Raw genomic sequence first — 23,539 nt, 5'->3', positions numbered from 1 at the left:
GATTAAAGACTATATGAAATACCATAACCAGCATAGATATCAGTGGAATTTAAAGAAGATGACTCCTGTTGAATACAGAAATCATCTTCTCGCGGCTGCCTAACTTTTTTTAAAATGTCCTTTACAAAGGGTACAGATTAATGAAGTGAAGACCTTTGTTTATTTATCATCCGCCAGTATGGCCATGAGCATATTGTACAATTGTATCCTCGTTAAGCGCCTTCTGTGTATCAGTTACATGGCTAGAATTAAACATAAATGTGAATGCAGCTGTAATCCCAATTAAGCTGAAAATTACTTTTCTCATTTTAAAGCCTCCTTCTCAAAGTTTTTTTCTTCGGCTTGATGGCTAAGGTAAAAATAGTCACTTGCTTTTGAACGGTTATTTTCTTGATGGAATAAAACTGCTAATTTTTTAGCGTATTCTTGTACGTACTCATGTAGGTTTTCTCTCTCAAAATAAGAGATTCCTGTTTCAATTGTCTTTTCTAATTCGTCAGCGGTAACTTTTTGATTTAATTTTTCTAAAATTAAGAAGTGATGTTCGTACTCTTCATTTTTAAGTTCTCTACAAACTTCTAATCCTTTATCTATAAGGTTAGAAGTTTCCTCTGAATCTCCTATTTTCATATGCTCTCTAGCCTTAATAAAGATTGCCTTATAATCTTTAGGGAGTTCATGTATTACTTCAGATAAGTAGCGTATTGCTAGTTCAGATAAATTTTGGCCAGCATACATTAATCCTAAGTTGTGACGAACAAACGTAATAAATTTTTCTTCACCTGATTTTTTAAATGTATTAATAGCTGTAATAAAGTGTTCTTCAGCTTCTTCAAATTGTTTTAAGTGCGTACAAGCCAAACCAATTAAATTATCACATAACGCAATAGTAGTCTCGTATCCTGCATGCTTTTTAAAAATCTCTTTTGCCTTAGTAGCTTCTTTGATAGCCGCCAATGGCTTGTAGATATGGTAATGGAAAGTGGATAGTTTGAAATAAAATTCAGCATGTTCAACTTCATCTGGAATATGGTTTAATAGTTCCTCAGCTTTGTTGTAATGTTCTTTTGCATTTGTAAAGTTACCTGTAATATTTGAATGAATAGCTTTAAAGAAATGGTAGTAGTACGATAAAAATTGATCTGCAGGCACCTCTAATGATTCAACCTTATCAAAACTGTCTTTTCCAATGCTAAAACTATCAATCATATATTGATGACGAAAATCTAAAAGAGAATAGTATAAAAGGAGGTTTTGGTCTTCTTCAATATTGTGTATTTTTTGATCAATTTCAAGTTTTAATTTATGCGCCTTTCCAATATGTCTGGCACGAATTTCTATATACCAGTCATTTAACATTTTTGTGATTTACTCATTACCCTTTATCGAAGAAATCATTATATAATCCTCCATCCTATAGAAATCTACTAATGTTATATATTACCATTGTAGCAAAATACTCTTTGTATTTAACTATTTTATATTTATTTTTCAATAAAATTCAGAAAAACCAGTTAATTAAAGATATCTCACTTATATTTTAAAAGAAGATATCTATTTATATATCTGAGAATAGTACAATTGAGGTAAATGACCATGAATATCTAAATGTAGAAGTATTAGAAGAATTCCATCAGGGAGAGGATCATAATTTATTTACGGTAAAAGGGGAAGAAAGAGACATGCTGCAGCAGTTAGAGATAGATGGATTTAATTTTGAAGATGTTGATTGGCGATACCTTAATCTATTGGATAACGAAATTATGAGTAGTACGGATGCAATAGCCTTTCTTGTATTACATTCGGCTTGTGAACTGAAAAACGTAAGTTTTTCAGTGGCCTCTCTCTCATAGGTGTCTTTTTCTAATGTCATACACACTTTGCGTTGCTTGTAAATTGTTATAATTTGGAGAACTCGCATCAAATAAACCAATTAATTGTTGTTCATATAATTCAGGACTTTCTGGTGCATTTTTTAATGCTTCTTCTTTTGCTAATTTAAATAATAGCTCTTTTTGTTCTTCAGACATCTCATCTAAAGACGGGATCTCAAAACCTTCTAAACTCTCAGAGTTAGCAAAGCTAGACTGATATACTTTTTCCTCTGATTTAACGTTTAACACATTATTATTTGGAGTAGCTGCATGTGAAACTCCTGGTAATACAGCACCCATTCATAATGTACCCGATAAAGCGACAACTGAAACCTTTTTAAAATTCATAATACGCCTCCATCCCCTGACTACACACAGATTTTCTATTTTTTTCTGTAAAACCTAATATTAGATTCGATAGAAATTAAATACAAGTCTGGTTGTCTATATGTTTTTCTGGTACAATTAACCTGTAAAGAAATGTAAACTTCACAAAGTGTAAGATTGATAAAAAAGCTGAAAAAAACAAAAGAAACCGTGAAATTTAATGAAGAAGGTAAGAAGATGGCACTAGAGCAAGTAAAACAAAATCCATTGGTTAGTGATGCTCATATAGAAGTAAACGGTAAAACAATTGTTATGGCTGTTATTTTAGGGACAGCAGTCAACAAAGAAACTGCTAAAGAAATTGGAGATAACTTTGTGCGTAATTTAGGAACATTTTCTGGAGGAAAGCCACCAGAAAAATATTACTATGGAGAAATCTTCGATAACTATGATCTACAAATTGGTGTAGGTACTGGTCCAGATAATATCATTGTTCAAGGTGCTAAAGTAACAAGTGCTAAAAAAATTACCTGGTAACCAAGTCAAAGATTGGGTATTACAGCATCAAACGGTGTTACAATGATGTTTAGCATTAGCTGGATCTGTATTAATGTTCCGTCGCAAAATATGACAAAATAGTTGTAACTGAATCTGTTATGATGGTTTCGGAAATCTTACATTTTACATAACTGGAGGAACAAACAACATGAACAAAAAAGCTTTATTTGGATTTTTAAGTACTATCATTATCGCTATTATTTGCATCAACATTTATGTAATAAAGAATAATAAAAACTCACTATTTGAATCAAATGATACTGAATATGAATTACAGGATCAAGAAGACACAAATGATGATAGCTCTTATGAAGGGATACAAAGCACCAGTGATGAAACTGATGTAGAATTGCCTACAACTGATTATAAATCATCACGTGATACACACATCCCGAATGATGATTCGGCAAACTATAACATCCATGGGGAATATAAGCCTGTCGGAGAGATGACTCAAGAAGAGATTCGAGCAGAGGCTGAAGAAATGCTTAAAAATGCATTAGAAAGAGATGGAATAAAATAACAAAAATATAGATTAGATTCAACTCGACGTCCACCAGATATTGAATTTGATTGTACTCCTATTAAAACTGAAGAGGCAAGCTAATCAAAAGCAAGAGAATTGATGTTTTCATATACTCATTTCTCTTGCTTTATATTTATGGGTGGTTCTAAAAAGAAGGAATGGTTGCCGTACCCATATATACAATATTCATTTGTACATACGTCCAAAATGGACTTGTCCTATGAGTTCATTTGCGATGTAACTCGAAAGCTGCTTGCATGTGCGTTTAAATGAGTAAAAAATGGCGTATATGTAGTGAAGACGAAATGAGGTTGAAATCTCCTTCTTACCGAAACAAATCATGACAATTTTTAGGGAAGGAAAGTGAATGATTGCTGTCGAAGGGAGTAGAAACAGATCAAAGGTGGTGCTCTCATGCAGAAGAAAGAGGTACATACATGTTCGTATTGTGGATCGAATGATATTGGAGAAGGTGAGTTTGTTGGCTATGCTCAAATAAGAAAAAAAGAAACGATGTTCACCTCCTCTCCAGTAGACGCCTATATTTGTACAGATTGCGGAAGCGTATTGCTATTAAAAGTGCGAAACTATCAAAAGTTTAAACAAAAGCCATTATGATAAATAGAAGAGGGTAATATGTAGCATTTCTTGATAGAATGTTTTCACTTCAAATGATTTATAAAAATATGAAATGATAACAGATTCACAAGATACATATTGTTAAAAGAGGGTGTGGAAGAGCTCTCTTTTTTATTTATCCCGCTATTTTAGGGCAGTAAGAATCCTGCCTCAAGACGCAGAAAGAAGCAAGGAAGATAGGTGGGAGATGAACTGCCCGTAACAGCCCGATTGGTTAGGGCTCATAATCAGTGGGGATGAAGAAAACCTCACTGATTAAAGTTTCACTTTATTTCCAAGGGAATAATTTCAGAAAATTTAGTAAAAAACAACTTTTATTTTGTTGAATTTGATATAATGATCAAAAATGGGAGCGTTTTAATGGAGGGTGAGATACGTATGATGATGAATGTACCATTAACAATTCATTCGATGGTGGAAAGGGCAGAAACATTATTTCCAAAGAAAGAAATTATTTCTCGTACACATGATAGGGTTACCACGTTAACGTATAAACAAATTGGAGAACGAACGCGAAGGCTTTCTAGTGTATTAAAGAAATTGGGAGTAAACGAAGGAGAACGAATTGGAACGTTGGCATGGAATCATCATCGACATGTGGAAGCATACTTTGCTATTCCTGGTATTGGTTCTGTATTGCACACAATTAATATTCGTTTATCTCCCCAGCATATTTCTTATATAGTCAACCATGCCGAAGATCGAATTTTACTTATTGATGAAGATTTGGTCCCGCTTGTGGAAAAGATACAAGGAGAATTATCGACTGTACAAGCATATATCATTATGACGGATAAAGAGGAAATACCAGAGACTTCATTGACGCCTGTATATCATTATGAGCACCTTCTCGCTGAAGGAAATCCGAAGCATCAATTTTTAAAAGAAATTGATGAAAATATGCCGGCTGGTATGTGCTATACTTCGGCAACAACAGGAAATCCAAAAGGTGTTGTATATACGCATCGTAGTACAGTGCTTCATTGTATGGCGCTTGGATTAGCTGATACAGCAGCGCTATCGGAAAGCGATGTGGCAATGGCAATTGTGCCGATGTTTCATGTGAATGCATGGGGATTACCATTTGCGGCAACGTGGTTTGGAACGAAGCAAGTTTTGCCTGGTCCGATGTTTACACCGAAAATTTTACTGGAAATGATTCAAAAAGAGAAAGTGACAGTAGCAGCTGGAGTACCTACAATTTGGCTTGGTGTTTTGCAAGAATTAGAGCAACATGACTATGATTTATCGAGTATGAGCCGGATTTTATGCGGGGGAGCTGCGGCACCCAAAAGTGTAATCGCAGCATTCGAACAGAAATATCACGTTCCTTTTGTTCACGCGTATGGTATGACAGAAACGAGCCCACTTGTAACACTTGCAAGGTTAAAAAGTTATGAAAAAGATTTATCATATGAAGAGCAACTTGAAATAAGATCAAAACAAGGATATCTTGTGCCGGGAGTTGAAATGAAAATAGTTGGAGGAAATGGAGAAGTGAAATGGGACGGGAGTGAGATGGGAGAACTTTGCTTACGTGCACCGTGGATTGCTGCAAGTTACTATAAAGATGAGCGTACAGCGGAAGGATTTCGTGATGGGTGGTTATATACGGGGGATGTTGTAACGGTAGATGAAGAAGGATGCGTGAAAATAGTAGATCGAACAAAAGATGTGATTAAAAGCGGGGGTGAATGGATCTCATCGGTAGATTTAGAGAATGCACTTATGGCGCATGAAGCGGTGTTTGAAGCAGCAGTTGTTGCAGTTCCCCATCCTAAGTGGCAAGAGCGACCTGTTGCTTGTGTCGTGCGAAAACCAAATCGTGTCGTAACGAAAGAAGAGTTATATGAATTTTTACAACCGCAATTTGCGAAGTGGTGGTTACCCGATGATATTGTATTTATGAAAGAAATCCCAAAAACATCAGTAGGGAAATTTTTAAAACAAGCATTGCGAAAAGAATTGAACAAGAAATAGATGTATGTTATCGGTACTTGAACTGGGACTTCGATGTGAGATACCGAGTATGACAATTTATTAAAAAAACAGAATACTAGCAAAAAATCCATAAACAGAAAAGGATAGCGACGTACTATCCTTTTTCAATGGTGTATTAAATGGTTTCCTTCAATGCTTGAACAAGTTGCTGTAAAAATTGTTCGCCTGAAATGAGGGCTTTTCCGCCACCGCGAGCACTTTTCGGATTTCCGCCCCCTTTTCCTTCAATCGTAGGGAGAGCGTCTTTTAACATATTGTTCATACTTATATTGATAGATTTCCCGCAGGCAAGTATACATTGTAATTTATCCTCATTTTCAGTGACAAAGTATGTAATTGTATTTTCGTTTTGTTCTGTAATAATGGCTGATAATTTGGCAATTTCCTGCATAGAACGATTGCTGAAAGCTTTCGAAATGAGCATGCCAACATGTGTATCAGCTGCTTCTTGCAATAGATCATTTGCTTCTATAACAAGTAACTTTTCACGCATCACTTGTAATTCTTTTTCACTCTCTTTTTGAGAGGTAATGAGCTGATGTACTTTACGTGGAATATCATTTTCACCACTGTTTAATTGTTTAGAAACCTCTTTTATTATTTGTTGCTGATGTCCCATTAATTTTATAGCTCGCCAGCCTGCAATAAAACTTAAGCGAATGCCACCTTTGTTACGTTCCCAGCCAATAATATGAATGGGTCCAACTTCTCCCGTATATTTCGGATGTGTTCCGCCGCAGCCGTTATAGTCAAAGTTTTCAATGATGACAACGCGTATATTTTCATAGAGCAATGGTTCTTTTCTAAGAGGTAATTGTTTTGCTTCTTCTAAATTCATCCATTTAATATGGATAGGATGATTTTCTAAGACAATTTGATTTGCAATACGGAGCGCTTCAGTAGCTGTTTCCGCAGAAAGGGTTGGCGTGTCTAAATCAATTGTAACCGTTTCTGCCCCAAGGTGAAAGCCAATTGTAGGGATATTAAAATGATCCCAAAATGCAGCGGATAAAATGTGCTGAGCTGCATGCTGTTGCATATGATCGAATCGGCGGTTCCAATCAATTTTTCCGATTACTTCTACTTCATGTAATTCTTCAGATATGAAGTGGCGGATTTCTCCGTTGATTTCCTCTACATTTGTCACAGAGACATTATTTAATGTACCTATATCATGAGGTTGCCCGCCACCAGTTGGATAAAAAGCCGTTTCAGTTAAAGTAACATAGCGATTTCCTTCATGATCCACCTCTTGCTTTCTTATTTTTGCTGTGAAAGATTGTTGATAAGGATCGCTGTAATATAATTTTTGTTCCAATGTAATACCCCTTTCGTATTCATTAATTTCATTGTAAAGCAATCCGAATAAGTTTCCTAATATTTCAGAAGAAAAAACATTTTTTAGAATTTTCTTGCTATAATAAGAAAAAGAGTATACGGAGGTGGATGGCATGTTGTATGACGATGGCGTAGATAAATTGATTCGTCTCAATACAAATATATCTGAACTATATAGAGAATTACATGAAATGACCCGTACGTTAGCAGAGTGTAATCGAGGAAGTGTCACGTTTGATAGATTGTATGTGAAGGAATTGTTGTGGAAAAAGGAAGATATAGTAACTATGTATGATCGACTTCTCGTCCAGCTTTGTATTAATGAATGTTTCGACTTAAAAAGCGTGATTACTGGTGAATATAAATATACTTATGAAGAAGTAGAACATGCTGTTACTGAATTTAATGAAAAATATAATATGAATATTTTGATTCAAGAAGTTTGTAAAGAATTGCAGTTTACATATGGAGTAGATATGGATATAACGAGAGCAGCTCGAGTGTAGAGAGAGTTATCATAAAAAATGAGGAAAGAAAGTCGCTGTTTGTGTTCTTTCCTCATTTTTTTAACAATAAAGGAAGAGTTATTTTGGTATTTGTGTTGCTTTGAAATAAAGTTTAATTACAATGTATCAAATATTTTAGCCCATATTCTTTAAGTCCTCCATACTAATAAGAATATAGAAAAATACGTCTATTTAGCGTTGCCCCTTGTTATGTAGATTCTGTTAAGATATATTCCCTATCCTGTCCTTAGCGTATTTTCTTTAAAAAGTTCACATTATGTACAAAAAATAAAAGGTGTTTTCATGAGATAATATAAGTTGTATGATAATGCGAATTTTAAAGATGGTGGGGATGGTAAAATATGACGACATGGTTTATCGTGATGTTGGTTGTGTTTGCTGCTTTTAAAGTAGTAGTGGCGAGTATTCCAACATCTGTTGTGGAGTCTTTAATCAGTAAGTTTGAATTGCATCCGCAACTTAGTGAAGACGTTACAAGTATAACTCTAGATGGGAAACAGATAGAAGGAGAAGAGAAGAAGTGCATCATTCAAGAGTTTAATGAAGCAATCTTTTTAGAGAAGTATTATTTTCCTCCAAGTGCAGAGGGAACACCATTAATGATTCAAACAAAGACAGGAAAAACAAATGTTACATTTTTCATCTATCGTTATGATGATCATATTGATGTAATTAAACAATATAAGAAAAAAGTAGTAGGGTATAGCTTGCGTTCGAAAAAACTTCAGAATCCTACGATGTTAGTAACGGAAGGTGCGATATAAAGTGAGACTTTAATCAGTGGGAATTTTCTTCATTCCCTGCTGATTATGAGCCTTTACGAATCGGGATTGCTACAAACAGTACTACGTCCAATTCACTTCTCTTTTTCTCTCCGAATAGCCTTACTTGCCCAAAAATAGCAAGATAAAAAAGGATTCCTTATGTTTTAGGAATCCTTTTTATCATCCTTTCTAGGAAAATCATGATGATATAGTATAGGGAACACATCTCTGTAAGAAGGTTCAATATTCATTTGAAAAAAGAACTTTTTTTTCATGTGGATTTGCGATTTCATTTTTAGATATATGAATGGAAAGAAAACCATTCTCTATACAAGCTATCATTTTTTTGTAAACGATACTGGCCGGTAAAAAAATCGTTCTTTGTAAGGGAACATTTTTTTTGAAAATACAAATGTTTAGGCCTGTCTCCATCTTTTTTATAAATACATTTTGTTCTGTCACATTTGGTACATCTGTTTCTAAAATGTATTCTTGCTCTGTTTCACAAAGATCAATATGAATATAATTTGGAAAATTACAGTTGAGGTAGGAACCAGAGCAAAACTGATCCATCCATTCTTCAAAACCATCAACACGAAAAAGACAATTCTTCTTTTTCTTGCTCATGACCAATACCCTCCATAACGTCTCAATTCATACTATGATATGCATGAATAAAAGAGAGGTGAAAGGTAACATGGAACGTTTCCCACTATCTTTACATAAACTTCTAATGAAGAGTTTCTATGTTTTTGCCCAAGCAAAAATATCTATTTTTTTCTTTGATCAGGAAGCCTTTTCGCCATATTTAAAATAAAGTGAAACTTTCATCAGTGTGGCGAGAGTTCCTCACTGATAGAAGTTTCACTGCAATAAGATTATCGATTATATAAATATTTGTTACATATCATGATGTGCGTGATGTTTTTGTCTTGAGTGATTTCGATTTTTCACTTTATGTGACCCGCTTAAAGGTTCAGGTTGTCCAGATGGTTGTCCTTTTTTTGAATTTTGACGAATAGACTTACTATTGTTTTTTTCCACGGTTCGTTCACCTCCTTTTCTATTTAGAATAAGAGAACTTTACGAATTTATACGAGAATGTTTTTAAGAAAAAGGGTAAAGATAAGTGGGACGAACTATATGTAGAAAGGAGAAAAGCTATGCCATATCATAAGGACAAACAACAAGCTTTTCAAGCAGCGCAGCAAGGGGTTGTACAAGCGGAACATATATTCAATAATATTGTGAAAAATGACCCGAATTATGGTCATGATTTAAAACAACTTCATCAAGAAGTACAAGAAGCATATGAACAAATTCAAAATGCGCTTGAAGTAGCGTCTGAAACGCAGCGTCCACAACTTAAACAATATGAAAGTCATTTGCAAAATATTATGCGAGAAGTGGATCAGTTAGAGAAGTGAAGAGGTTGTTGTCGTTTCAGCAACCTCTCTATTAGGAACACATATGTTCAGACGAAAAACTGCCAATATTATTATTTGTTTTATTAGTTTTATACATATATGTCAAGTGGACGAAGTACAAGCAAGTTTGTTATTAAGAAAAGAGTTGGAACCTACTGGCTATGTAACGTGGGAAGTTCCAAATAAAGAGAAGATTATCGCTATTACATTTGATGATGGACCAGATCCGATATATACGCCGCAAGTATTACAATTACTGCGTCAATACAAAGCGGAAGCAACTTTTTTTATGATTGGATTTCGAATTCAACGAAACCCTTATTTAGTGAAGCAAGTATTAAAAGAAGGACATGAAATTGGTAATCATACAATGAATCACTTATACGCAAAAAGAACGCAGAGTGAAAAAGTAAAAAATGATATTTTAGAGGGAAAGAAGTACTTAGCGAAGTGGATAAAAGAACCTCTCCTCTTTCGTCCACCTGGTGGGGAAATAAATGATACCGTCTTTACTACCGCAAAAGAAGCAGGATATCAAATTGTATTATGGTCATGGCATCAAGATCCGCGTGATTGGGCGAATCCAGGTACCGCATCTATTGTGAACCATGTTTTGAAAAATGCGAAGAGTGGAGATATTGTCCTGTTGCATGATGGGGGGAGTGACCGTAGCCAAACAATAGAAGCGCTGGCGAAGATCTTACCAGAGCTTCAACAAAGAGGATATCGCTTTGTGAAGGTATCGGAACTATTGCGTTATAAGCATTAAAAAGCTCCCAAAAGGATTATCTTTTGGGAGTTTTCGTTACTGATTTTTTTTCCTCTTTTTATTATTTTGACGCTGAGCAGCTGTTAATGGTTCATTTGCGAATCCTTCGTTATAACCAGTACCTTGTCCTTGAGCAGAAGCGGCGTTCATTCCTGGAATAATATGATTGGCTTTTCGTTTACCCATTTCGTTTCACCCCTAATCGTATTTGTACATATAGTAATGAGTCATAAAGCAAAGTATGAAACAAAAAGCTTTGTTTTGTAATTATAGTATTCATAAGGAGAACGAACACTATTCAAATTTCATGAGATAAAGAAAACTTATAAAAAACTATAAGTTTCTTATTATTTACTTATTTAGAAAGTTGTAATAAGATATTATCGTAAGGTATTGAAAAGTTCGTCTACATTTTATATTCAGACAACTTAGTCATGTTTAACAGGGGGGAAACATAATGGTCAAACATAATCCATTTCAATCTCGTGCAACATTTGAAGTAGATGGGAAAACGTATCATTATTATCAATTGAAAGCGCTTGAAAATGCAGGGGTGGGTAATGTATCACAATTACCTTATTCAATTAAAGTTTTGCTTGAATCTGTACTTCGTCAAGTTGATGGACGCGTTATCACGGAAGAGCATGTTACAAACTTAGCGAAATGGGGAACACAAGATGTGAAAGATATCGATGTTCCATTTAAACCATCTCGTGTAATCTTACAAGACTTCACAGGTGTACCTGCTGTTGTAGATTTAGCTTCACTTCGTAAAGCAATGGCAGATATGGGTGGGGATCCTGATAAAATTAACCCTGAAATTACTGTAGATCTTGTTATTGACCACTCAGTACAAGTTGATAGAGCGGGTACGGCAGACGCGCTTGAATTCAACATGGATTTAGAGTTTAAACGTAATGAAGAACGTTATAAATTTTTAAATTGGGCACAAAAATCATTTGATAATTACCGTGCTGTTCCACCAGCAACAGGTATTGTACACCAAGTAAACCTTGAATATTTAGCACCGGTTGTGCACGCGGTGACAAATGCTGAAGGCGAATTAGTTGCATACCCTGATTCATTAGTAGGAACAGATTCTCATACAACAATGATCAATGGTATCGGTGTTCTTGGATGGGGCGTTGGTGGTATTGAAGCGGAAGCAGGAATGCTTGGACAACCATCATACTTTCCAGTACCAGAAGTAATCGGTGTCAAATTAACTGGAACACTTCCAAGTGGTACAACAGCGACAGACATCGCGTTAAAAGTAACACAAGTGTTACGTCAAAAAGGTGTAGTTGGAAAATTTGTTGAGTTCTTTGGTAGCGGATTAAAGAGCATGCCGCTAGCTGACCGTGCAACAATTTCAAATATGGCACCGGAATATGGAGCGACGTGTGGTTTCTTCCCAATCGATGAAATTTCATTAGATTATTTACGTCTAACAGGAAGAAATGAAGAACAAGTTCGTCTTGTAGAAGAGTATTGTAAAGCAAATGGTTTATTCTATACAGCGGATAGTCAAGATCCAATTTATACAGACCTTGTTGAAATCGATTTAAGTAAAATTGAAACAAACCTTTCTGGTCCGAAACGTCCGCAAGATTTAATTCCACTTTCAAATATGAAAGAAGAGTTCCGTAAAGCTGTTGTAGCGCCAGTCGGAACACAAGGACTTGGATTTACAGAGCAAGAATTTGATAAAGAAGTGAAAGTTGAATTAAATGATCAAGAAGTAACGATGAAAACAGGTGCGATTGCAATCGCTGCAATTACAAGCTGTACAAATACATCTAACCCATATGTATTAGTTGGCGCTGGTTTAGTTGCGAAGAAAGCAGTTGAAAAAGGTATGAAAGTACCTGGTTATGTAAAAACATCATTAGCACCAGGATCTAAAGTTGTTACAGAATACTTAGATAAATCTGGTTTAACAGATTATCTAAATCAATTAGGTTTCCAAACAGTTGGTTATGGTTGTACGACATGTATCGGTAACTCTGGACCATTAGCGCCAGAATTAGAAGAAGCTATTGCAGCAAATGACTTATTAGTAACATCTGTCTTATCAGGTAACCGTAACTTTGAAGGCCGTATTCATCCACTTGTAAAAGCAAACTATCTAGCATCACCACCACTTGTTGTGGCATATGCGCTTGCAGGTACAGTTGATATTGACCTGAAGAAGGATGCGATTGGTAAAGATGCAAGTGGTAACCCTGTTTACTTCAATGATATTTGGCCGTCGGCAAAAGAAATTGAAGAAGTGGTAAAAAGTGTTGTTACATCTGAACTGTTTAAGAAAGAATATGCCCAAGTATTTAATAGCAATGAACGTTGGAATGAAATTCAAACTTCAAATGAAGCATTATATACTTGGGATGAAAATTCAACATATATTCAAAACCCGCCATTCTTTGAAGGGTTATCTAAAGAACCAGGTGAAGTTGAAACATTATCAGGTTTACGTGTAATCGGTAAATTTGGAGATTCCGTAACAACAGACCATATTTCACCAGCAGGTTCAATTGGTAAATATACACCAGCAGGACGTTATTTGTTAGAAAATGGCGTACAGCCAGTTGACTTTAACTCGTATGGTTCTCGTCGTGGTAACCATGAAGTTATGATGCGTGGTACATTTGCAAACATTCGTATTAAAAACCAAATTGCACCAGGAACAGAAGGCGGTTATACAACATATTGGCCAACTGGTGAAGTAACATCTATCTATGATGCTGCGATGAAATATAAAGAGGACGGAACGGGTCTTTTAGTTATTGCTGGTAAAGATTATGGTATGGGAAGCTCTCGTGACTGGGCTGCGAAAGGTACAAATCTTTTAGGCATTAAAGCAGTAATTGCAGAAAGCTTCGAACGTATTCACCGCAGTAACTTAGTCTTAATGGGGGTACTACCACTGCAATTCAAAGAAGGCGAAAGTGCTGAAACTTTAGGTCTTGTTGGTAATGAATCATTTGAAATTCAAATCGACAAAACAGTAAAACCACGTGACATTGTAAAAGTAGTGGCGATTGACCCAGACGGAAATGAAAAACAATTTGAAGTAGTAGCACGTTTTGATAGTGAAGTTGAAATTGACTACTACCGTCACGGTGGTATTCTACAAATGGTTCTTCGTGAAAAATTAGAAGAATCTAAGGTGTCAAACTAAGAAAAAATAGAATTTATATTTGTGAAACAGGGGCATAAATGTTGCCCCTGTTTTGCTTTATTCAAATGAATTTTTTCTTGTAAAACAAAACTATTTTCTGAAATTTTCGTCATATTAATGGTGGGCATGTTATGTAGTGGAGCATCGTGTGTTGTAGAGACCGGAACCTCTTTTTCTCTATCAAAAAATATAAGAACGAAAATGAGACAAATGAAACAAATACGCATATAGCGTAGTTCTTTTTACTAATTGGATGTTCTCCCAGACTATATCCATCCTTTCTTATTTTTACAAACTAGGGGGTATTGTCGTTGTATAAAAAGTGAGGATACCAAGTGCAGTGGATAAAAGAAATGATACTAAAGCGGTATAAAGACAAATGCGACCAACCTTCCGTTTTTCAAGGCTTTTACTGAAAAAAGATACAATCTATACGATGATCCTGATAGGAAAAAAGAGAAAGCTGAGAATATATAAAACTATTTTTTCTAAAGGGTACATGAAAATCATCCTTTCTTACACTTTTATCGAGAAACAATAAAAATATATTGATAATTGATAATAAATTAGTTATGTTTAAGATGGGAGGGATGGAAATGAAAAGTGAAAAAATCTATCGTATATTGCAATTTTTTACGACATTAGCAATTCTATATATGACTTTTATTAGCGTCTTTTTGGCGTTTGGTATTTTTGTTAAACCGAAATGGTTTACAATGTCACCTGGTTTAGGGGGATTAGCAATTGAAGCGAGAAATTTTCAACTTCCTTTATGGATTGCTATCTTTATGTTAATTATGATGGGGCTGAATATTTTCTTACTTTGTCAAATAAGAGCTTTTTTCCGTAATTTAGTTCGCAATCAATTTTTTATTATAGAAAATGCGCATTATATGAGAAACGTTGGTTTTATTTTCCTCATTTTGTGCGTGCTAGAAAATATTCATCATAATGAGATTTCTAAAATGATGTTTTTATTTTTTAAGCAAGAACCGGAAGGAGTCATCAATAAACTTATTACAAAACAGTATTTTATCTTTCCAAAAGAAAGTTGGGTAACAAGCTTAGAAAATGGTCAATTACTGTATTCGCTGCATCTTAATATGGGATTGTTCTTTGCTGGAATTGCACTCCTTTTATTGAGTAAAATTTTTAAATATGCTGTTCAAATCGCAGAAGAAAACAAACTAACGGTTTAGGATTTTTAAAATGATACGAGTAAATTTAGATGTTGTGATGGCAAAAAGAAAAATAACACTTGGCGAATTAGCGAAAAGAGTCGGAATCACGAATAGTAACTTATCCATATTAAAAACGGAAAAAGCAAAAGCTATTCGCTTTTCCACATTAGAAGCTCTTTGCAAGGAGTTGCAATGCCAACCTGGTGATATATTAGAATACATTGAAAAGGAATAAAGTTGAACCGTATTAAAACAGTCGTTTATCCCGCTATTTTAGGGCAGCCCGATTGGTGAGAGCTCATAATCAGTGGGGGATGAAGAAAACCCCCACTGATTAAAGTTTCACTTTATTTGAAAGACTGTTTTTCGTCTTATATAAAAGGAAAAACAAAAAAGAATGAGAATAAGAAAATATAGGAACGTGAATAAACATAATGTGTTCATAGAAGGTGAAATGTTTATAATAAATTTCATTTTCAAAATATATATTCCTATTATAGGATAAAAAGGAAAAAATTCATAATGTTATTGTGATTATCGTTTGTTTCAAGGGGAATATTTCCAAGTTTGTCCGTGTAAGCTAAATATAAATAAAATCTTTGGTTGAAATGGATCTATAACGAGAGAATGATAAGGATGATGTATATGTGGCGAAAGATTATTATTGGTGCTGTATTACTTTGCTTAGCGAGTTATGCTTTGTATGAGCAGTTTAAACCGAATGAAAAGCAAGTAAGTAAAGGGCAAGTAAAGAGCGAAACAACAATGAAAGATATGGTCGCTCAAAATGGAATTGAAGTTGGGAAGGCTGCGCCTCATTTTGAATTGGCGAAGTTAGATGGTACGAAGGTAAAATTATCAGATTTAAAAGGAAAGAAAGTAATTGTGAATTTCTGGGCAACATGGTGCGGTCCTTGTCAGCAGGAGATGCCAGATATGGAAGCTTTTTATAAGAAGCATAAGGAAGATGTAGAAATTCTTGCAGTAAATTATACAGTTTCAGAACGAGCGAATGGGACGGAGAAGGTTAGACAGTTTGCAGAGGAAAAAGGTGTTACATTTCCCATTTTACTGGATACAGATATAAGTGTTACGACGAGATATAAAGTTATCACAATTCCAACTTCTTATTTTATAAATACAAAAGGTATCATACAAGATAAATTTATTGGGCCAATGACACAAAAAGAGATGGAGAAACGTGTTGCGAAATTAAAATAGTGAAAAAGACAGAATTGATATCAGATCGGTTCTGTCTTTTCTTTTTCAAGAAAAGATTTGTTCATGATATGATATAGGAAATAAAAATAATCAGTAAGGGGAGTATGTTGTGGGATATGTATCTTTACCAGCAAATTATGTTGTAATTGATTTTGAGACGACAGGTTTTCACCCATATAACGATCGGATCATTCAAGTAGCCGCAGTTCGATATCGCAATCATGAATTAGCAGACCAATTTGTTTCATTCGTAAATCCAGAAAGATCGATACCGAGTCGAATCACAAGCTTAACAGGAATTACGAACTATCGTGTTTCAGATGCACCAACTGTTCAAGAAGTGTTACCGTTATTTTTAGCGTTTTTAGGTAACGATACAATTGTTGCCCACAACGCCTCTTTTGATATGCGTTTTTTAAAAAGTAATATGAGCAGATTTCAATTAGGAGAGCCGAACAATAAGGTGATTGACACAGTACTTTTAGCTAAAAAATATATGAAACACGCTCCAAACTTTAAGCTGGAAACATTAAAAAGAATGCTGGGTATACGATTAAGTTCCCATAATGCACTGGATGATTGTATAACATGTGCAGCCGTTTATCAACAGTGTGCAAATATGCAAGGGGACGGGCGAAAGAGTCTGAAAAAAGAAGTAATGGAAGAAGAGACTGTATATACGCTCATAAAAGAAATGCTAATAAAGAATAATCGTACAGTAGAGTATATTCGTTATGTAAGTACCGGTAATTATTTAGATATAAAAGCTTTTCAGTTAATTGCGAGAATGAAAGTGAAAGGGCGAAAAAAATATGTATTAACAGAAAAAACAGAACGAGAAATACAAGCAATCTGCGCGGATTTAAAATGTGAACCAGCTTTAAAAAATGAATTAGGTATAACGAGAATTATGGTTGAAAGTTTAGAGGATGTCATGAAATTAGAAAGTTATATTTTAGCTCGGTATGATTTCGTACTACAAGCTGCACAGGAGTACAATGAAATATAAGTAGATACAAAAAATCCATTCCGAGAATGGCTTTTTTGTATTATAAACTTTTCTGCGCTAAAACAAAAAATTTTCTTGCAAATCTGATTAAAGAGATTTCGGTTTGTTCATACTATTAGCAAGAATGAGTAGGAGAAAGGATGAACAACATGAGAAGAAATCGCCGGAAAACATTTGAAGAACTTGTAAGGGAAAATAAGCGGCAACTATTAAGCGATCGTGATGCAATTGATCGGATTGAAGAAAAGATTGAGAAGCGTTATGAGATGGAACTTTTTAAGCAGGCTGAATAATTCTTATTACTCGTATGATACTAGTAATAAGGAGGCGATAGTTATGGGTAATCCAAAAAAGAATTCGAAAGATTTTGTACCGAACCATATCGGAACGCAATCGAAAAAAGCTGGTGGAAATAAAGGGAAACAAATGCAGGACAAGACTGGTAAACAACCGATTGTGGATAATGGTTAAAGAAAAAGGAGGATGTTTTCATTCTCCTTTTTCTTTATGTATATATTTCATGTTATATAGGAACAACTAATAGAGTATGTATACTTTACTAGGAGGGAAGAAATATGTCAAATCAATATCAACCAAATCCAGATGATCGCAGCGATAATGCGGAAAAGTTACAGGAAACGTTGCAAAATACGATTGATAATTTTAATGAAGCAAAAGAAACAGCAGAACTTTCTAGTGAAAAGGATCGCGCTGTTATTGAGGCGAAAAACGAGAGACGTTTAGAAAGTATAGAATTCTTGAAAAATGAAATAAAAGACGAATCTTAAACAATGAAAAAGGCTGACAAAAGTCAGTCTTTTTTAGTGATGGTGAAGTTCTCCACTAATAAGCGCCAATTTTGCGGAAAAGGTAGACCGATTTTCCAATAGCTAATACCGCGTATACCTAGTTCTTTTATTAGATTGAATTTACTTTGAATAGAGCGAGCGTCCTCAAACCATACTTCATGTTGCACACCGTTTTCGTTAAAGTAATTGAAATGAGGTGCTTGTGCAGTGAAATCATATCGAATCGGTACATTGTATTTACGTGCAAGAGAAACCGCAGCGATAGAGCTCACTGCTTTAGCAGGAGGATTGCCTTCTTGAAATGGAAGGGGCCAGTCAAAGCCATATAGATTTTGTCCCATCATAATTTTATGAGGGGGCATTTGTGATTTGGCGTATTGGATGACTTGTCTGACAGGGCCAATAGGAGAAATGGCCATTGGTGGTCCTCCTTGCCATCCCCAGTCATAGGTCATAATGACGACAAAATCAACAATTTCTCCTTGTGCCTTATAATCATGCGCCTCGAAAAACTTTCCTTTTTGTTCTGAACTTGTTTTTGGGACAAGTGTCGTACTCAACGTATATCCTTCAGGTAATCGTGTTTTGACGTTTCGTAAAAAACGATTATATGCTTCTCGGTCTTCTGGAGCGACATTTTCAAAATCAAAGTGAATGTCGCGCATGCCATATTTTTCAGCTGTTTGAAGAATATTTGTAATAAACCTATTTTGAATTGTAGCACTTCTTAAAAAGATAGATGCTAATTCCGAACTGAAATTTCCATTTTCGATATTTGTAATGACGAGCATGGGAATTGTTTGGCCTTGTCTAGCAAGTTCAGCAATTCTAGCCGTTTCTGTCGGTTCTTTTAAGGTTCCATCTCTCTGTGGTTCAAAACTAAAATAAGCTAAGTATGTTAAATATGGGATAACAGCTCGCGTAGCATTCACTAGGCTTTCTTTAATCGGGATTGTCGATGGTTGTAAATAGGCAATAGATTCTACTGCTCGTTTGGAGCCTTTCGGTACATATAGTTGTTGTCCGACATGTAAAATAGATTTTAATGATAGATTATTTACTTTTGCTAAGCTGGCAAGGGGGACATTATACGTTTGTGAAATTTTATAAAGGCTGTCTCCTGGCTGGACATAATAATTATTTCCTTTCGTATTTACAATAAGTGCCTGGCCGACAACGAGTGTCTCGGCAGGGTTCAATCCATTATCTTTTACAATTTCTTCAGGTGTCGTTCCATATTTCATGGCTAAGCTATATACGCTATCGCCGCTACGAACAGTTACAATTTGAATCATATACGTGCTCCTTTCGGTGAAAGATCCATCGTTTTTATTTTATTTTTGATTCTCCTGTATTATGATTAAATGTATGTGAGGAAACAGAAGTGAGAAGGAGATAGAGATATGTTTGTAGCTGAACAAGAAATTGAGATTCGCTATGCGGAAACTGATCAAATGGGTGTTGTGTATCATTCTAATTATTTAGTATGGCTAGAGTTAGGGCGTACGAAATTAATACAAGATTTAGGATTCTCATATGTTGAAATGGAGAAAGACGGGATTATTTCTCCTGTCTTAGACTTACAAATTTCATATCGTAAAGCAATGCGTTATGGAGAAAAAGCAATTGTAAAAACATGGGTTGATTCTGTAAGTCCGCTCCGTGTTATATATGGGTATGAAATTTATAACGGTGATGGAGATCTTTGCATTACAGCAACAACAACAAATATTTGTGTTAAGAAAGAGGGGTTTCGACCAGTATCCCTTAAGAAACTATATCCAGAGTGGTATGCAAAATATGAAGAAATTAAGAGAAAATAAAAAACGTGGCATTTGCCACGCTTTTTTTATTTCTCGTAATGAAATTGTGGAAAGGCATCGTCTTTGTTAAAAGTAACGGATAAATTATGACCATCAAAGTACCATTCATCATCACTTTCAATAAAGAATGTAATTCCTTCTTCTTGAATTTCAACAGCAGGTTGTGCCGGCTCGTCTTTACGTATACCTAAAGAAAGCCCTTTTTGCACTGTACTACAACCACCGTATTGTACGAAAAAGCGAATTGTATCGCCAGATTGTAAGTTTAATTCTTCTTTGTACCAAGTTGCAGCTTCTTTTGTTACAGAAAGATTCATATATAGTTCCTCCAAATAATATGGGTTTTATATTAGTATAAAAAATAACGCAAAAAGACGCTATTAATATGCTTTGCGTTTTCTTTTTGCGTTATGTGGGTTATCATCTTACTTTTGTTTCTTTGTAAAATTTGCCTTTGGTTCAGTTTTATTTATAATTCGTCCAATATTTGCACGATGTCTATAAATTACCATACCAGCTAATAAACACATTGCAACAATAAAGATTTTATCCCCATTCACAATTGATGCGATAACAGCTGCGATTGCTGTCACCATAGAAGAAAGAGATACATATCTCGTTGTAAATAGAAGGGTGAAAAAGACAACAGCTAATATTGCAAAAATAATGGGTGCATAACATAATAGTACCCCAGCAGAAGTGGCAACTGCTTTTCCACCACGAAATCTTGCGAAAATTGGATATACATGTCCAAGAACAGCGGCTAATCCAAACAAAAGTGGATGGATATCTAAGCTGAAAATAAGCGGTAAGCCTGTTGCTAATGTCCCTTTTAAAATGTCGGCAATTGTAACGATAAAACCGGCTTTTTTCCCTAATGTACGAAATGTATTCGTTCCTCCTAAATTTCCGCTGCCATGCTCGCGAATGTCGATTCCATAACCAATCTTTCCAACTACAAGTGCAAATGGAATCGAACCAAGTAGATAGGCCACGATTAATAAAAGGTATGTAATAAACATAAGTTCAGTCTCCTTTATTCAAATGTGTTGATAAAGGGTAAAAAGAGTTTTTCCCGTATATTGTACCATACATTTGTAAAGAGCACATTTCTTTTTTGTAAAATGATTCGTCAATGTTTCTTAAAAAACTTTCACAGGAATGTTACATTTCTCGCAGAATCATCCGAACTATATGTTGTATCATTTAGTTAGATTGGTAACAAGATATAGTTGGGGGGTTCGGTAATGATAACAAAAAGTATACGTGAAGAAGAACTTATGAAGGTTTTTGAAACAATTGTCCATGGTCATGAACAGGATTTAATGCAAGAAAATGCAAATGTCGATGGCCGATCTCCGATGGGGATGATGGGAACATTGGCTTCAGAGAGTGCAAAATATTATGCAGTAGAAACGTTATTATCTGATCAAGTGAGAAAAGCGATTAAGCAAAATATATTATATCCACATGATTTAGATTTTTATGTGACAGGTACGACAACATGTTCACAAATTCCATTAGCACAAATGTTGGAGAATGGATTTCATACAGGACACGGTCATATGAGAGAACCGCAAGATATAAAAAGTGCATTGGCGCTTGCTTCGATTATTTTTCAGGCTAATCAAAATATGCAGCATGGTGGACAATCGTTTGCGCTATTTGATGTTGATTTAGCGCCGTATGTAAAAAAAACATTTGAAAGAAATAAAAAGCGATTAGAAAAATATCCATTACAAGCGGAACAAATAGAAGAGTTTGCATGGAAAGAAACAGAAAATGATACGTACCAAGCATGTGAAGCGTTTATTCATAATTCCAATAGTATGCATAGCCGAGGTGGTGGACAAGTACCGTTTATTTCTATTAATTACGGAACAGACACATCAAAAGAAGGAAGACTATTAATTAAACAATTGTTACGGGCAACGCAAGCGGGCTTAGGGGCAGGAGAAACACCCATTTTTCCTATTCAAATTTTTAAATTAAAAAAAGGTGTGAATTTTGAAGAGAGTGATCCGAACTATGATTTATTTGAATTAGCGTTAGAAACGACAGCAGAGCGATTATTTCCGAATTTCTCATTTTTAGATGCACCGTTTAATGCTGCTTATTATGATGGAAGTCATGAAAGTGAAGCGTGTTATATGGGGTGTAGAACTCGTGTGATGGCTAACATTCATGGGGAGGAAAATGCAATTGGAAGAGGAAATCTCTCTTTTACATCTATCAATTTAGTGAAATTAGCATTGATTAGTGGATCAAAAGAAGCTTTTTTTGAGGTATTACAGTATTATCTAGATCTTGGTGTTCGTCAACTGCTAGAAAGATTTGCTTACCAATGTACAAAAAAAGCAAGAGATTTTCAATTTTTATATTCACAAGGCGTATGGCGTGGGGGAGAGAAGTTACAACCTGAAGATTCTGTAGCTGAAATCTTAAAACAAGGTACGCTTAGCATCGGTTTTATTGGTCTTGCGGAATGTTTAGTTGCTTTAACTGGTAAACACCATGGAGAAGATGAAGGTACTTGGCAACTTGGGTATGAAATCGTTCGGTTTATGAGACAGAAAATGGACGAGGCAACAGAGAAATACAATTTGAATTTTTCGTTAATCGCAACGCCGGCCGAAGGACTTTCTGGAAAATTCGTGAAAAAGGATCGAGAAGAGTTCGGGAGTATAAATGGGGTAACCGATCGTAATTACTATACAAATTCATTTCATATTCCGGTGTATTACCCTATTCAAGCTGTGAAAAAAATTCGATTAGAGGGGCCTTTTCATGCACTGTGTAACGGGGGGCATATTACGTATATTGAATTAGATGGTGCTGCTGTTCATAATGTAAAAGCATTAAAACAAATTGTACAAGCGATGTCGCAGTATGGAGTAGGATACGGATCAATCAATCATCCTGTGGACCGTTGTAAGTGCTGTGGTTATCGTGGTGTAATTGAAAATGAGTGTCCAAGTTGTGGGAACGAAAATGAACATGAAATCGAAAGAATTCGTCGTATTACTGGGTATTTAGTAGGAGATATGTCGAAGTGGAATAGCGCAAAGCGTAGGGAAGAAGCGGATCGGGTGAAGCATAAATGAGAGTAATGAACATGATTCATGATAGTGTAGTAGATGGAGAAGGATTGCGGACAGTCGTGTTTTTTGCGGGCTGTCCGCATCGTTGTGTTGGTTGTCATAATCCTCAGTCTTGGAATATTTGTAATGGGACAGAAATGACCGCAGAAGAAATTATAAAAGAGATTGTCAAAAATCCGCTTACTGATGTAACATTTTCAGGTGGAGATCCATTCCTTCAAGCTGCAGAAGTAAAAAAAGTAGCAAAAGGGGTAAAGGATTTAGGGAAAAATTTATGGATTTACACAGGTTATACATTAGAAGAGATACAGAACTCTCAAAATAATGATATGATAGAATTGTTACAGTATGGGGATGTTCTGGTCGATGGGAGGTTTCAACTCGATAAAAGAGATTTAACACTTCCATTTCGCGGAAGCTCCAATCAACGTATTATTCGATTGAAAGAGTAAAAAGGCGGGATA

30 protein-coding genes and 2 pseudogenes are annotated in these 23,539 nt (G+C 35.3%); 21 read left to right on the top strand and 11 right to left on the bottom strand.

Annotated elements, in window-relative coordinates; all coding sequences use genetic code 11:
* On the top strand, positions 1–103 hold a 103-nt coding region (locus tag MR059_RS16770), incomplete at its 5' end, for an IS3 family transposase (protein WP_242161914.1).
* Positions 104–166: 63 nt separating this feature from the next.
* Here MR059_RS16770 and MR059_RS16765 read toward each other — a convergent pair.
* Complete coding sequence (locus MR059_RS16765) at positions 167–307, bottom strand: hypothetical protein (RefSeq protein ID WP_012094722.1); 141 nt, start codon at positions 305–307, stop codon at positions 167–169.
* Positions 304–1,359: a Rap family tetratricopeptide repeat protein gene (locus tag MR059_RS16760; protein WP_242161911.1), complete on the bottom strand. Its 1,056-nt coding sequence runs from the start codon at positions 1,357–1,359 to the stop codon at positions 304–306. The genes MR059_RS16765 and MR059_RS16760 overlap by 4 nt, the downstream gene beginning before the upstream one ends.
* Positions 1,360–1,559: 200 nt before the next feature.
* Here MR059_RS16760 and MR059_RS16755 point away from each other — a divergent pair.
* Positions 1,560–1,784: pseudogene (locus tag MR059_RS16755) on the top strand (helix-turn-helix domain-containing protein); the annotation flags it as partial.
* Between the two features lie 63 nt (positions 1,785–1,847).
* Here the strand turns inward: MR059_RS16755 and MR059_RS16750 are convergent.
* Positions 1,848–2,174, bottom strand: coding sequence for a hypothetical protein (locus MR059_RS16750; protein WP_012094720.1), 327 nt, complete (start codon positions 2,172–2,174; stop codon positions 1,848–1,850).
* Between the two features lie 264 nt (positions 2,175–2,438).
* Between MR059_RS16750 and MR059_RS16745 the strand changes: the two genes are divergently transcribed.
* The 4 genes from MR059_RS16745 to MR059_RS16730 all read left to right on the top strand — a co-directional run bounded on the left by MR059_RS16745 (position 2,439) and on the right by MR059_RS16730 (position 5,904).
* Positions 2,439–2,738: a hypothetical protein gene (locus MR059_RS16745; RefSeq protein ID WP_012094719.1), complete on the top strand. Its 300-nt coding sequence runs from the start codon at positions 2,439–2,441 to the stop codon at positions 2,736–2,738.
* Positions 2,739–2,907: 169 nt separating this feature from the next.
* A complete protein-coding gene (locus MR059_RS16740; RefSeq protein WP_210351701.1) occupies positions 2,908–3,282 on the top strand; it encodes a hypothetical protein in 375 nt (124 codons plus the stop codon).
* A gap of 417 nt (positions 3,283–3,699) precedes the next feature.
* Positions 3,700–3,903: a hypothetical protein gene (locus tag MR059_RS16735; RefSeq protein ID WP_012094717.1), complete on the top strand. Its 204-nt coding sequence runs from the start codon at positions 3,700–3,702 to the stop codon at positions 3,901–3,903.
* A gap of 399 nt (positions 3,904–4,302) precedes the next feature.
* Positions 4,303–5,904, top strand: coding sequence for a long-chain fatty acid--CoA ligase (locus tag MR059_RS16730; protein ID WP_242161913.1), 1,602 nt, complete (start codon positions 4,303–4,305; stop codon positions 5,902–5,904).
* A 136-nt stretch (positions 5,905–6,040) separates the two neighbouring features.
* Here MR059_RS16730 and MR059_RS16725 read toward each other — a convergent pair whose 3' ends face one another.
* On the bottom strand, positions 6,041–7,243 hold the full coding sequence (locus MR059_RS16725) for a serine-tRNA(Ala) deacylase AlaX (protein WP_041809858.1): 1,203 nt from the start codon (positions 7,241–7,243) through the stop codon (positions 6,041–6,043).
* A 133-nt stretch (positions 7,244–7,376) separates the two neighbouring features.
* On the opposite strand from MR059_RS16725, the gene MR059_RS16720 reads away from it, so the two are divergent.
* Complete coding sequence (locus MR059_RS16720; RefSeq protein WP_012094714.1) at positions 7,377–7,769, top strand: hypothetical protein; 393 nt, start codon at positions 7,377–7,379, stop codon at positions 7,767–7,769.
* Between the two features lie 362 nt (positions 7,770–8,131).
* Positions 8,132–8,554 (top strand): YfmQ family protein, encoded by a 423-nt coding sequence (locus tag MR059_RS16715; RefSeq protein WP_087095157.1) that lies wholly within the window; start codon positions 8,132–8,134, stop codon positions 8,552–8,554.
* Positions 8,555–8,794: 240 nt separating this feature from the next.
* On the opposite strand, the gene MR059_RS16710 is transcribed toward MR059_RS16715, so the two are convergent.
* Both MR059_RS16710 and MR059_RS16705 read right to left on the bottom strand, forming a co-directional pair.
* Positions 8,795–9,181, bottom strand: coding sequence for an Hsp20/alpha crystallin family protein (locus tag MR059_RS16710; RefSeq protein ID WP_012094712.1), 387 nt, complete (start codon positions 9,179–9,181; stop codon positions 8,795–8,797).
* 273 nt (positions 9,182–9,454) lie between these two features.
* Complete coding sequence (locus MR059_RS16705) at positions 9,455–9,598, bottom strand: small acid-soluble spore protein P (protein WP_012094711.1); 144 nt, start codon at positions 9,596–9,598, stop codon at positions 9,455–9,457.
* Between the two features lie 119 nt (positions 9,599–9,717).
* Between MR059_RS16705 and MR059_RS16700 the strand changes: the two genes are divergently transcribed.
* Together MR059_RS16700 and MR059_RS16695 are read left to right on the top strand one after the other, a co-directional pair.
* Positions 9,718–9,981: a hypothetical protein gene (locus MR059_RS16700; protein ID WP_012094710.1), complete on the top strand. Its 264-nt coding sequence runs from the start codon at positions 9,718–9,720 to the stop codon at positions 9,979–9,981.
* Between the two features lie 43 nt (positions 9,982–10,024).
* Positions 10,025–10,750: a polysaccharide deacetylase family protein gene (locus MR059_RS16695; protein WP_012094709.1), complete on the top strand. Its 726-nt coding sequence runs from the start codon at positions 10,025–10,027 to the stop codon at positions 10,748–10,750.
* A gap of 36 nt (positions 10,751–10,786) precedes the next feature.
* Here MR059_RS16695 and sspO read toward each other — a convergent pair whose 3' ends face one another.
* A complete protein-coding gene (gene sspO, locus MR059_RS16690; protein ID WP_242161910.1) occupies positions 10,787–10,936 on the bottom strand; it encodes a small acid-soluble spore protein O in 150 nt (49 codons plus the stop codon).
* A gap of 271 nt (positions 10,937–11,207) precedes the next feature.
* On the opposite strand from sspO, the gene acnA reads away from it, so the two are divergent.
* Positions 11,208–13,931, top strand: coding sequence for an aconitate hydratase AcnA (acnA, locus tag MR059_RS16685; RefSeq protein WP_012094707.1), 2,724 nt, complete (start codon positions 11,208–11,210; stop codon positions 13,929–13,931).
* A 288-nt stretch (positions 13,932–14,219) separates the two neighbouring features.
* Here acnA and MR059_RS16675 read toward each other — a convergent pair.
* A pseudogene (locus MR059_RS16675) lies at positions 14,220–14,432 on the bottom strand (hypothetical protein).
* Between the two features lie 95 nt (positions 14,433–14,527).
* On the opposite strand from MR059_RS16675, the gene MR059_RS16670 reads away from it, so the two are divergent.
* The 7 genes from MR059_RS16670 to tlp all read left to right on the top strand — a co-directional run bounded on the left by MR059_RS16670 (position 14,528) and on the right by tlp (position 18,130).
* On the top strand, positions 14,528–15,130 hold the full coding sequence (locus MR059_RS16670) for a DUF2975 domain-containing protein (RefSeq protein WP_012094706.1): 603 nt from the start codon (positions 14,528–14,530) through the stop codon (positions 15,128–15,130).
* A 10-nt stretch (positions 15,131–15,140) separates the two neighbouring features.
* Positions 15,141–15,347, top strand: coding sequence for a helix-turn-helix domain-containing protein (locus MR059_RS16665; protein WP_012094705.1), 207 nt, complete (start codon positions 15,141–15,143; stop codon positions 15,345–15,347).
* Positions 15,348–15,757: 410 nt separating this feature from the next.
* Positions 15,758–16,333 (top strand): TlpA family protein disulfide reductase, encoded by a 576-nt coding sequence (locus tag MR059_RS16660; RefSeq protein ID WP_210351699.1) that lies wholly within the window; start codon positions 15,758–15,760, stop codon positions 16,331–16,333.
* A gap of 109 nt (positions 16,334–16,442) precedes the next feature.
* Complete coding sequence (locus MR059_RS16655) at positions 16,443–17,342, top strand: 3'-5' exonuclease (RefSeq protein WP_087095154.1); 900 nt, start codon at positions 16,443–16,445, stop codon at positions 17,340–17,342.
* 149 nt (positions 17,343–17,491) lie between these two features.
* Complete coding sequence (locus tag MR059_RS16650) at positions 17,492–17,635, top strand: FbpB family small basic protein (RefSeq protein ID WP_081428436.1); 144 nt, start codon at positions 17,492–17,494, stop codon at positions 17,633–17,635.
* Between the two features lie 43 nt (positions 17,636–17,678).
* On the top strand, positions 17,679–17,813 hold the full coding sequence (sspN, locus tag MR059_RS16645; RefSeq protein ID WP_210351698.1) for an acid-soluble spore protein SspN: 135 nt from the start codon (positions 17,679–17,681) through the stop codon (positions 17,811–17,813).
* Between the two features lie 104 nt (positions 17,814–17,917).
* Entirely contained in the window at positions 17,918–18,130 is a 213-nt protein-coding gene (tlp, locus tag MR059_RS16640) for a small acid-soluble spore protein Tlp (protein ID WP_012094700.1), read from the top strand.
* Positions 18,131–18,153: 23 nt separating this feature from the next.
* On the opposite strand, the gene MR059_RS16635 is transcribed toward tlp, so the two are convergent.
* The gene (locus tag MR059_RS16635) at positions 18,154–19,446 is read right to left on the bottom strand and encodes a glycoside hydrolase family 18 protein (protein WP_012094699.1); all 1,293 of its coding nucleotides are present in this window, start codon (positions 19,444–19,446) and stop codon (positions 18,154–18,156) included.
* A 108-nt stretch (positions 19,447–19,554) separates the two neighbouring features.
* Here MR059_RS16635 and MR059_RS16630 point away from each other — a divergent pair, with 108 nt between their 5' ends.
* Entirely contained in the window at positions 19,555–19,974 is a 420-nt protein-coding gene (locus MR059_RS16630) for an acyl-CoA thioesterase (RefSeq protein WP_012094698.1), read from the top strand.
* Positions 19,975–20,000: 26 nt separating this feature from the next.
* On the opposite strand, the gene MR059_RS16625 is transcribed toward MR059_RS16630, so the two are convergent.
* The gene (locus MR059_RS16625) at positions 20,001–20,291 is read right to left on the bottom strand and encodes a HesB/YadR/YfhF family protein (RefSeq protein WP_012094697.1); all 291 of its coding nucleotides are present in this window, start codon (positions 20,289–20,291) and stop codon (positions 20,001–20,003) included.
* A 108-nt stretch (positions 20,292–20,399) separates the two neighbouring features.
* Positions 20,400–20,996: a glycerol-3-phosphate 1-O-acyltransferase PlsY gene (plsY, locus tag MR059_RS16620; protein WP_012094696.1), complete on the bottom strand. Its 597-nt coding sequence runs from the start codon at positions 20,994–20,996 to the stop codon at positions 20,400–20,402.
* 225 nt (positions 20,997–21,221) lie between these two features.
* Between plsY and MR059_RS16615 the strand changes: the two genes are divergently transcribed.
* Positions 21,222–23,078, top strand: coding sequence for an anaerobic ribonucleoside triphosphate reductase (locus MR059_RS16615; protein ID WP_048723955.1), 1,857 nt, complete (start codon positions 21,222–21,224; stop codon positions 23,076–23,078).
* On the top strand, positions 23,075–23,527 hold the full coding sequence (nrdG, locus tag MR059_RS16610; protein ID WP_012094694.1) for an anaerobic ribonucleoside-triphosphate reductase activating protein: 453 nt from the start codon (positions 23,075–23,077) through the stop codon (positions 23,525–23,527). Before MR059_RS16615 ends, nrdG begins: the two co-directional genes overlap by 4 nt.
* Positions 23,528–23,539 lie beyond the last annotated feature (12 nt).

It is taken from the genome of Bacillus cereus group sp. BfR-BA-01522 (genome assembly GCF_022662635.1).
Lineage (GTDB): Bacteria > Bacillota > Bacilli > Bacillales > Bacillaceae_G > Bacillus_A > Bacillus_A cytotoxicus.
Note: the sequence above shows the minus strand (reverse complement) of the source record. Positions and strands in the feature narration are given on the sequence as shown.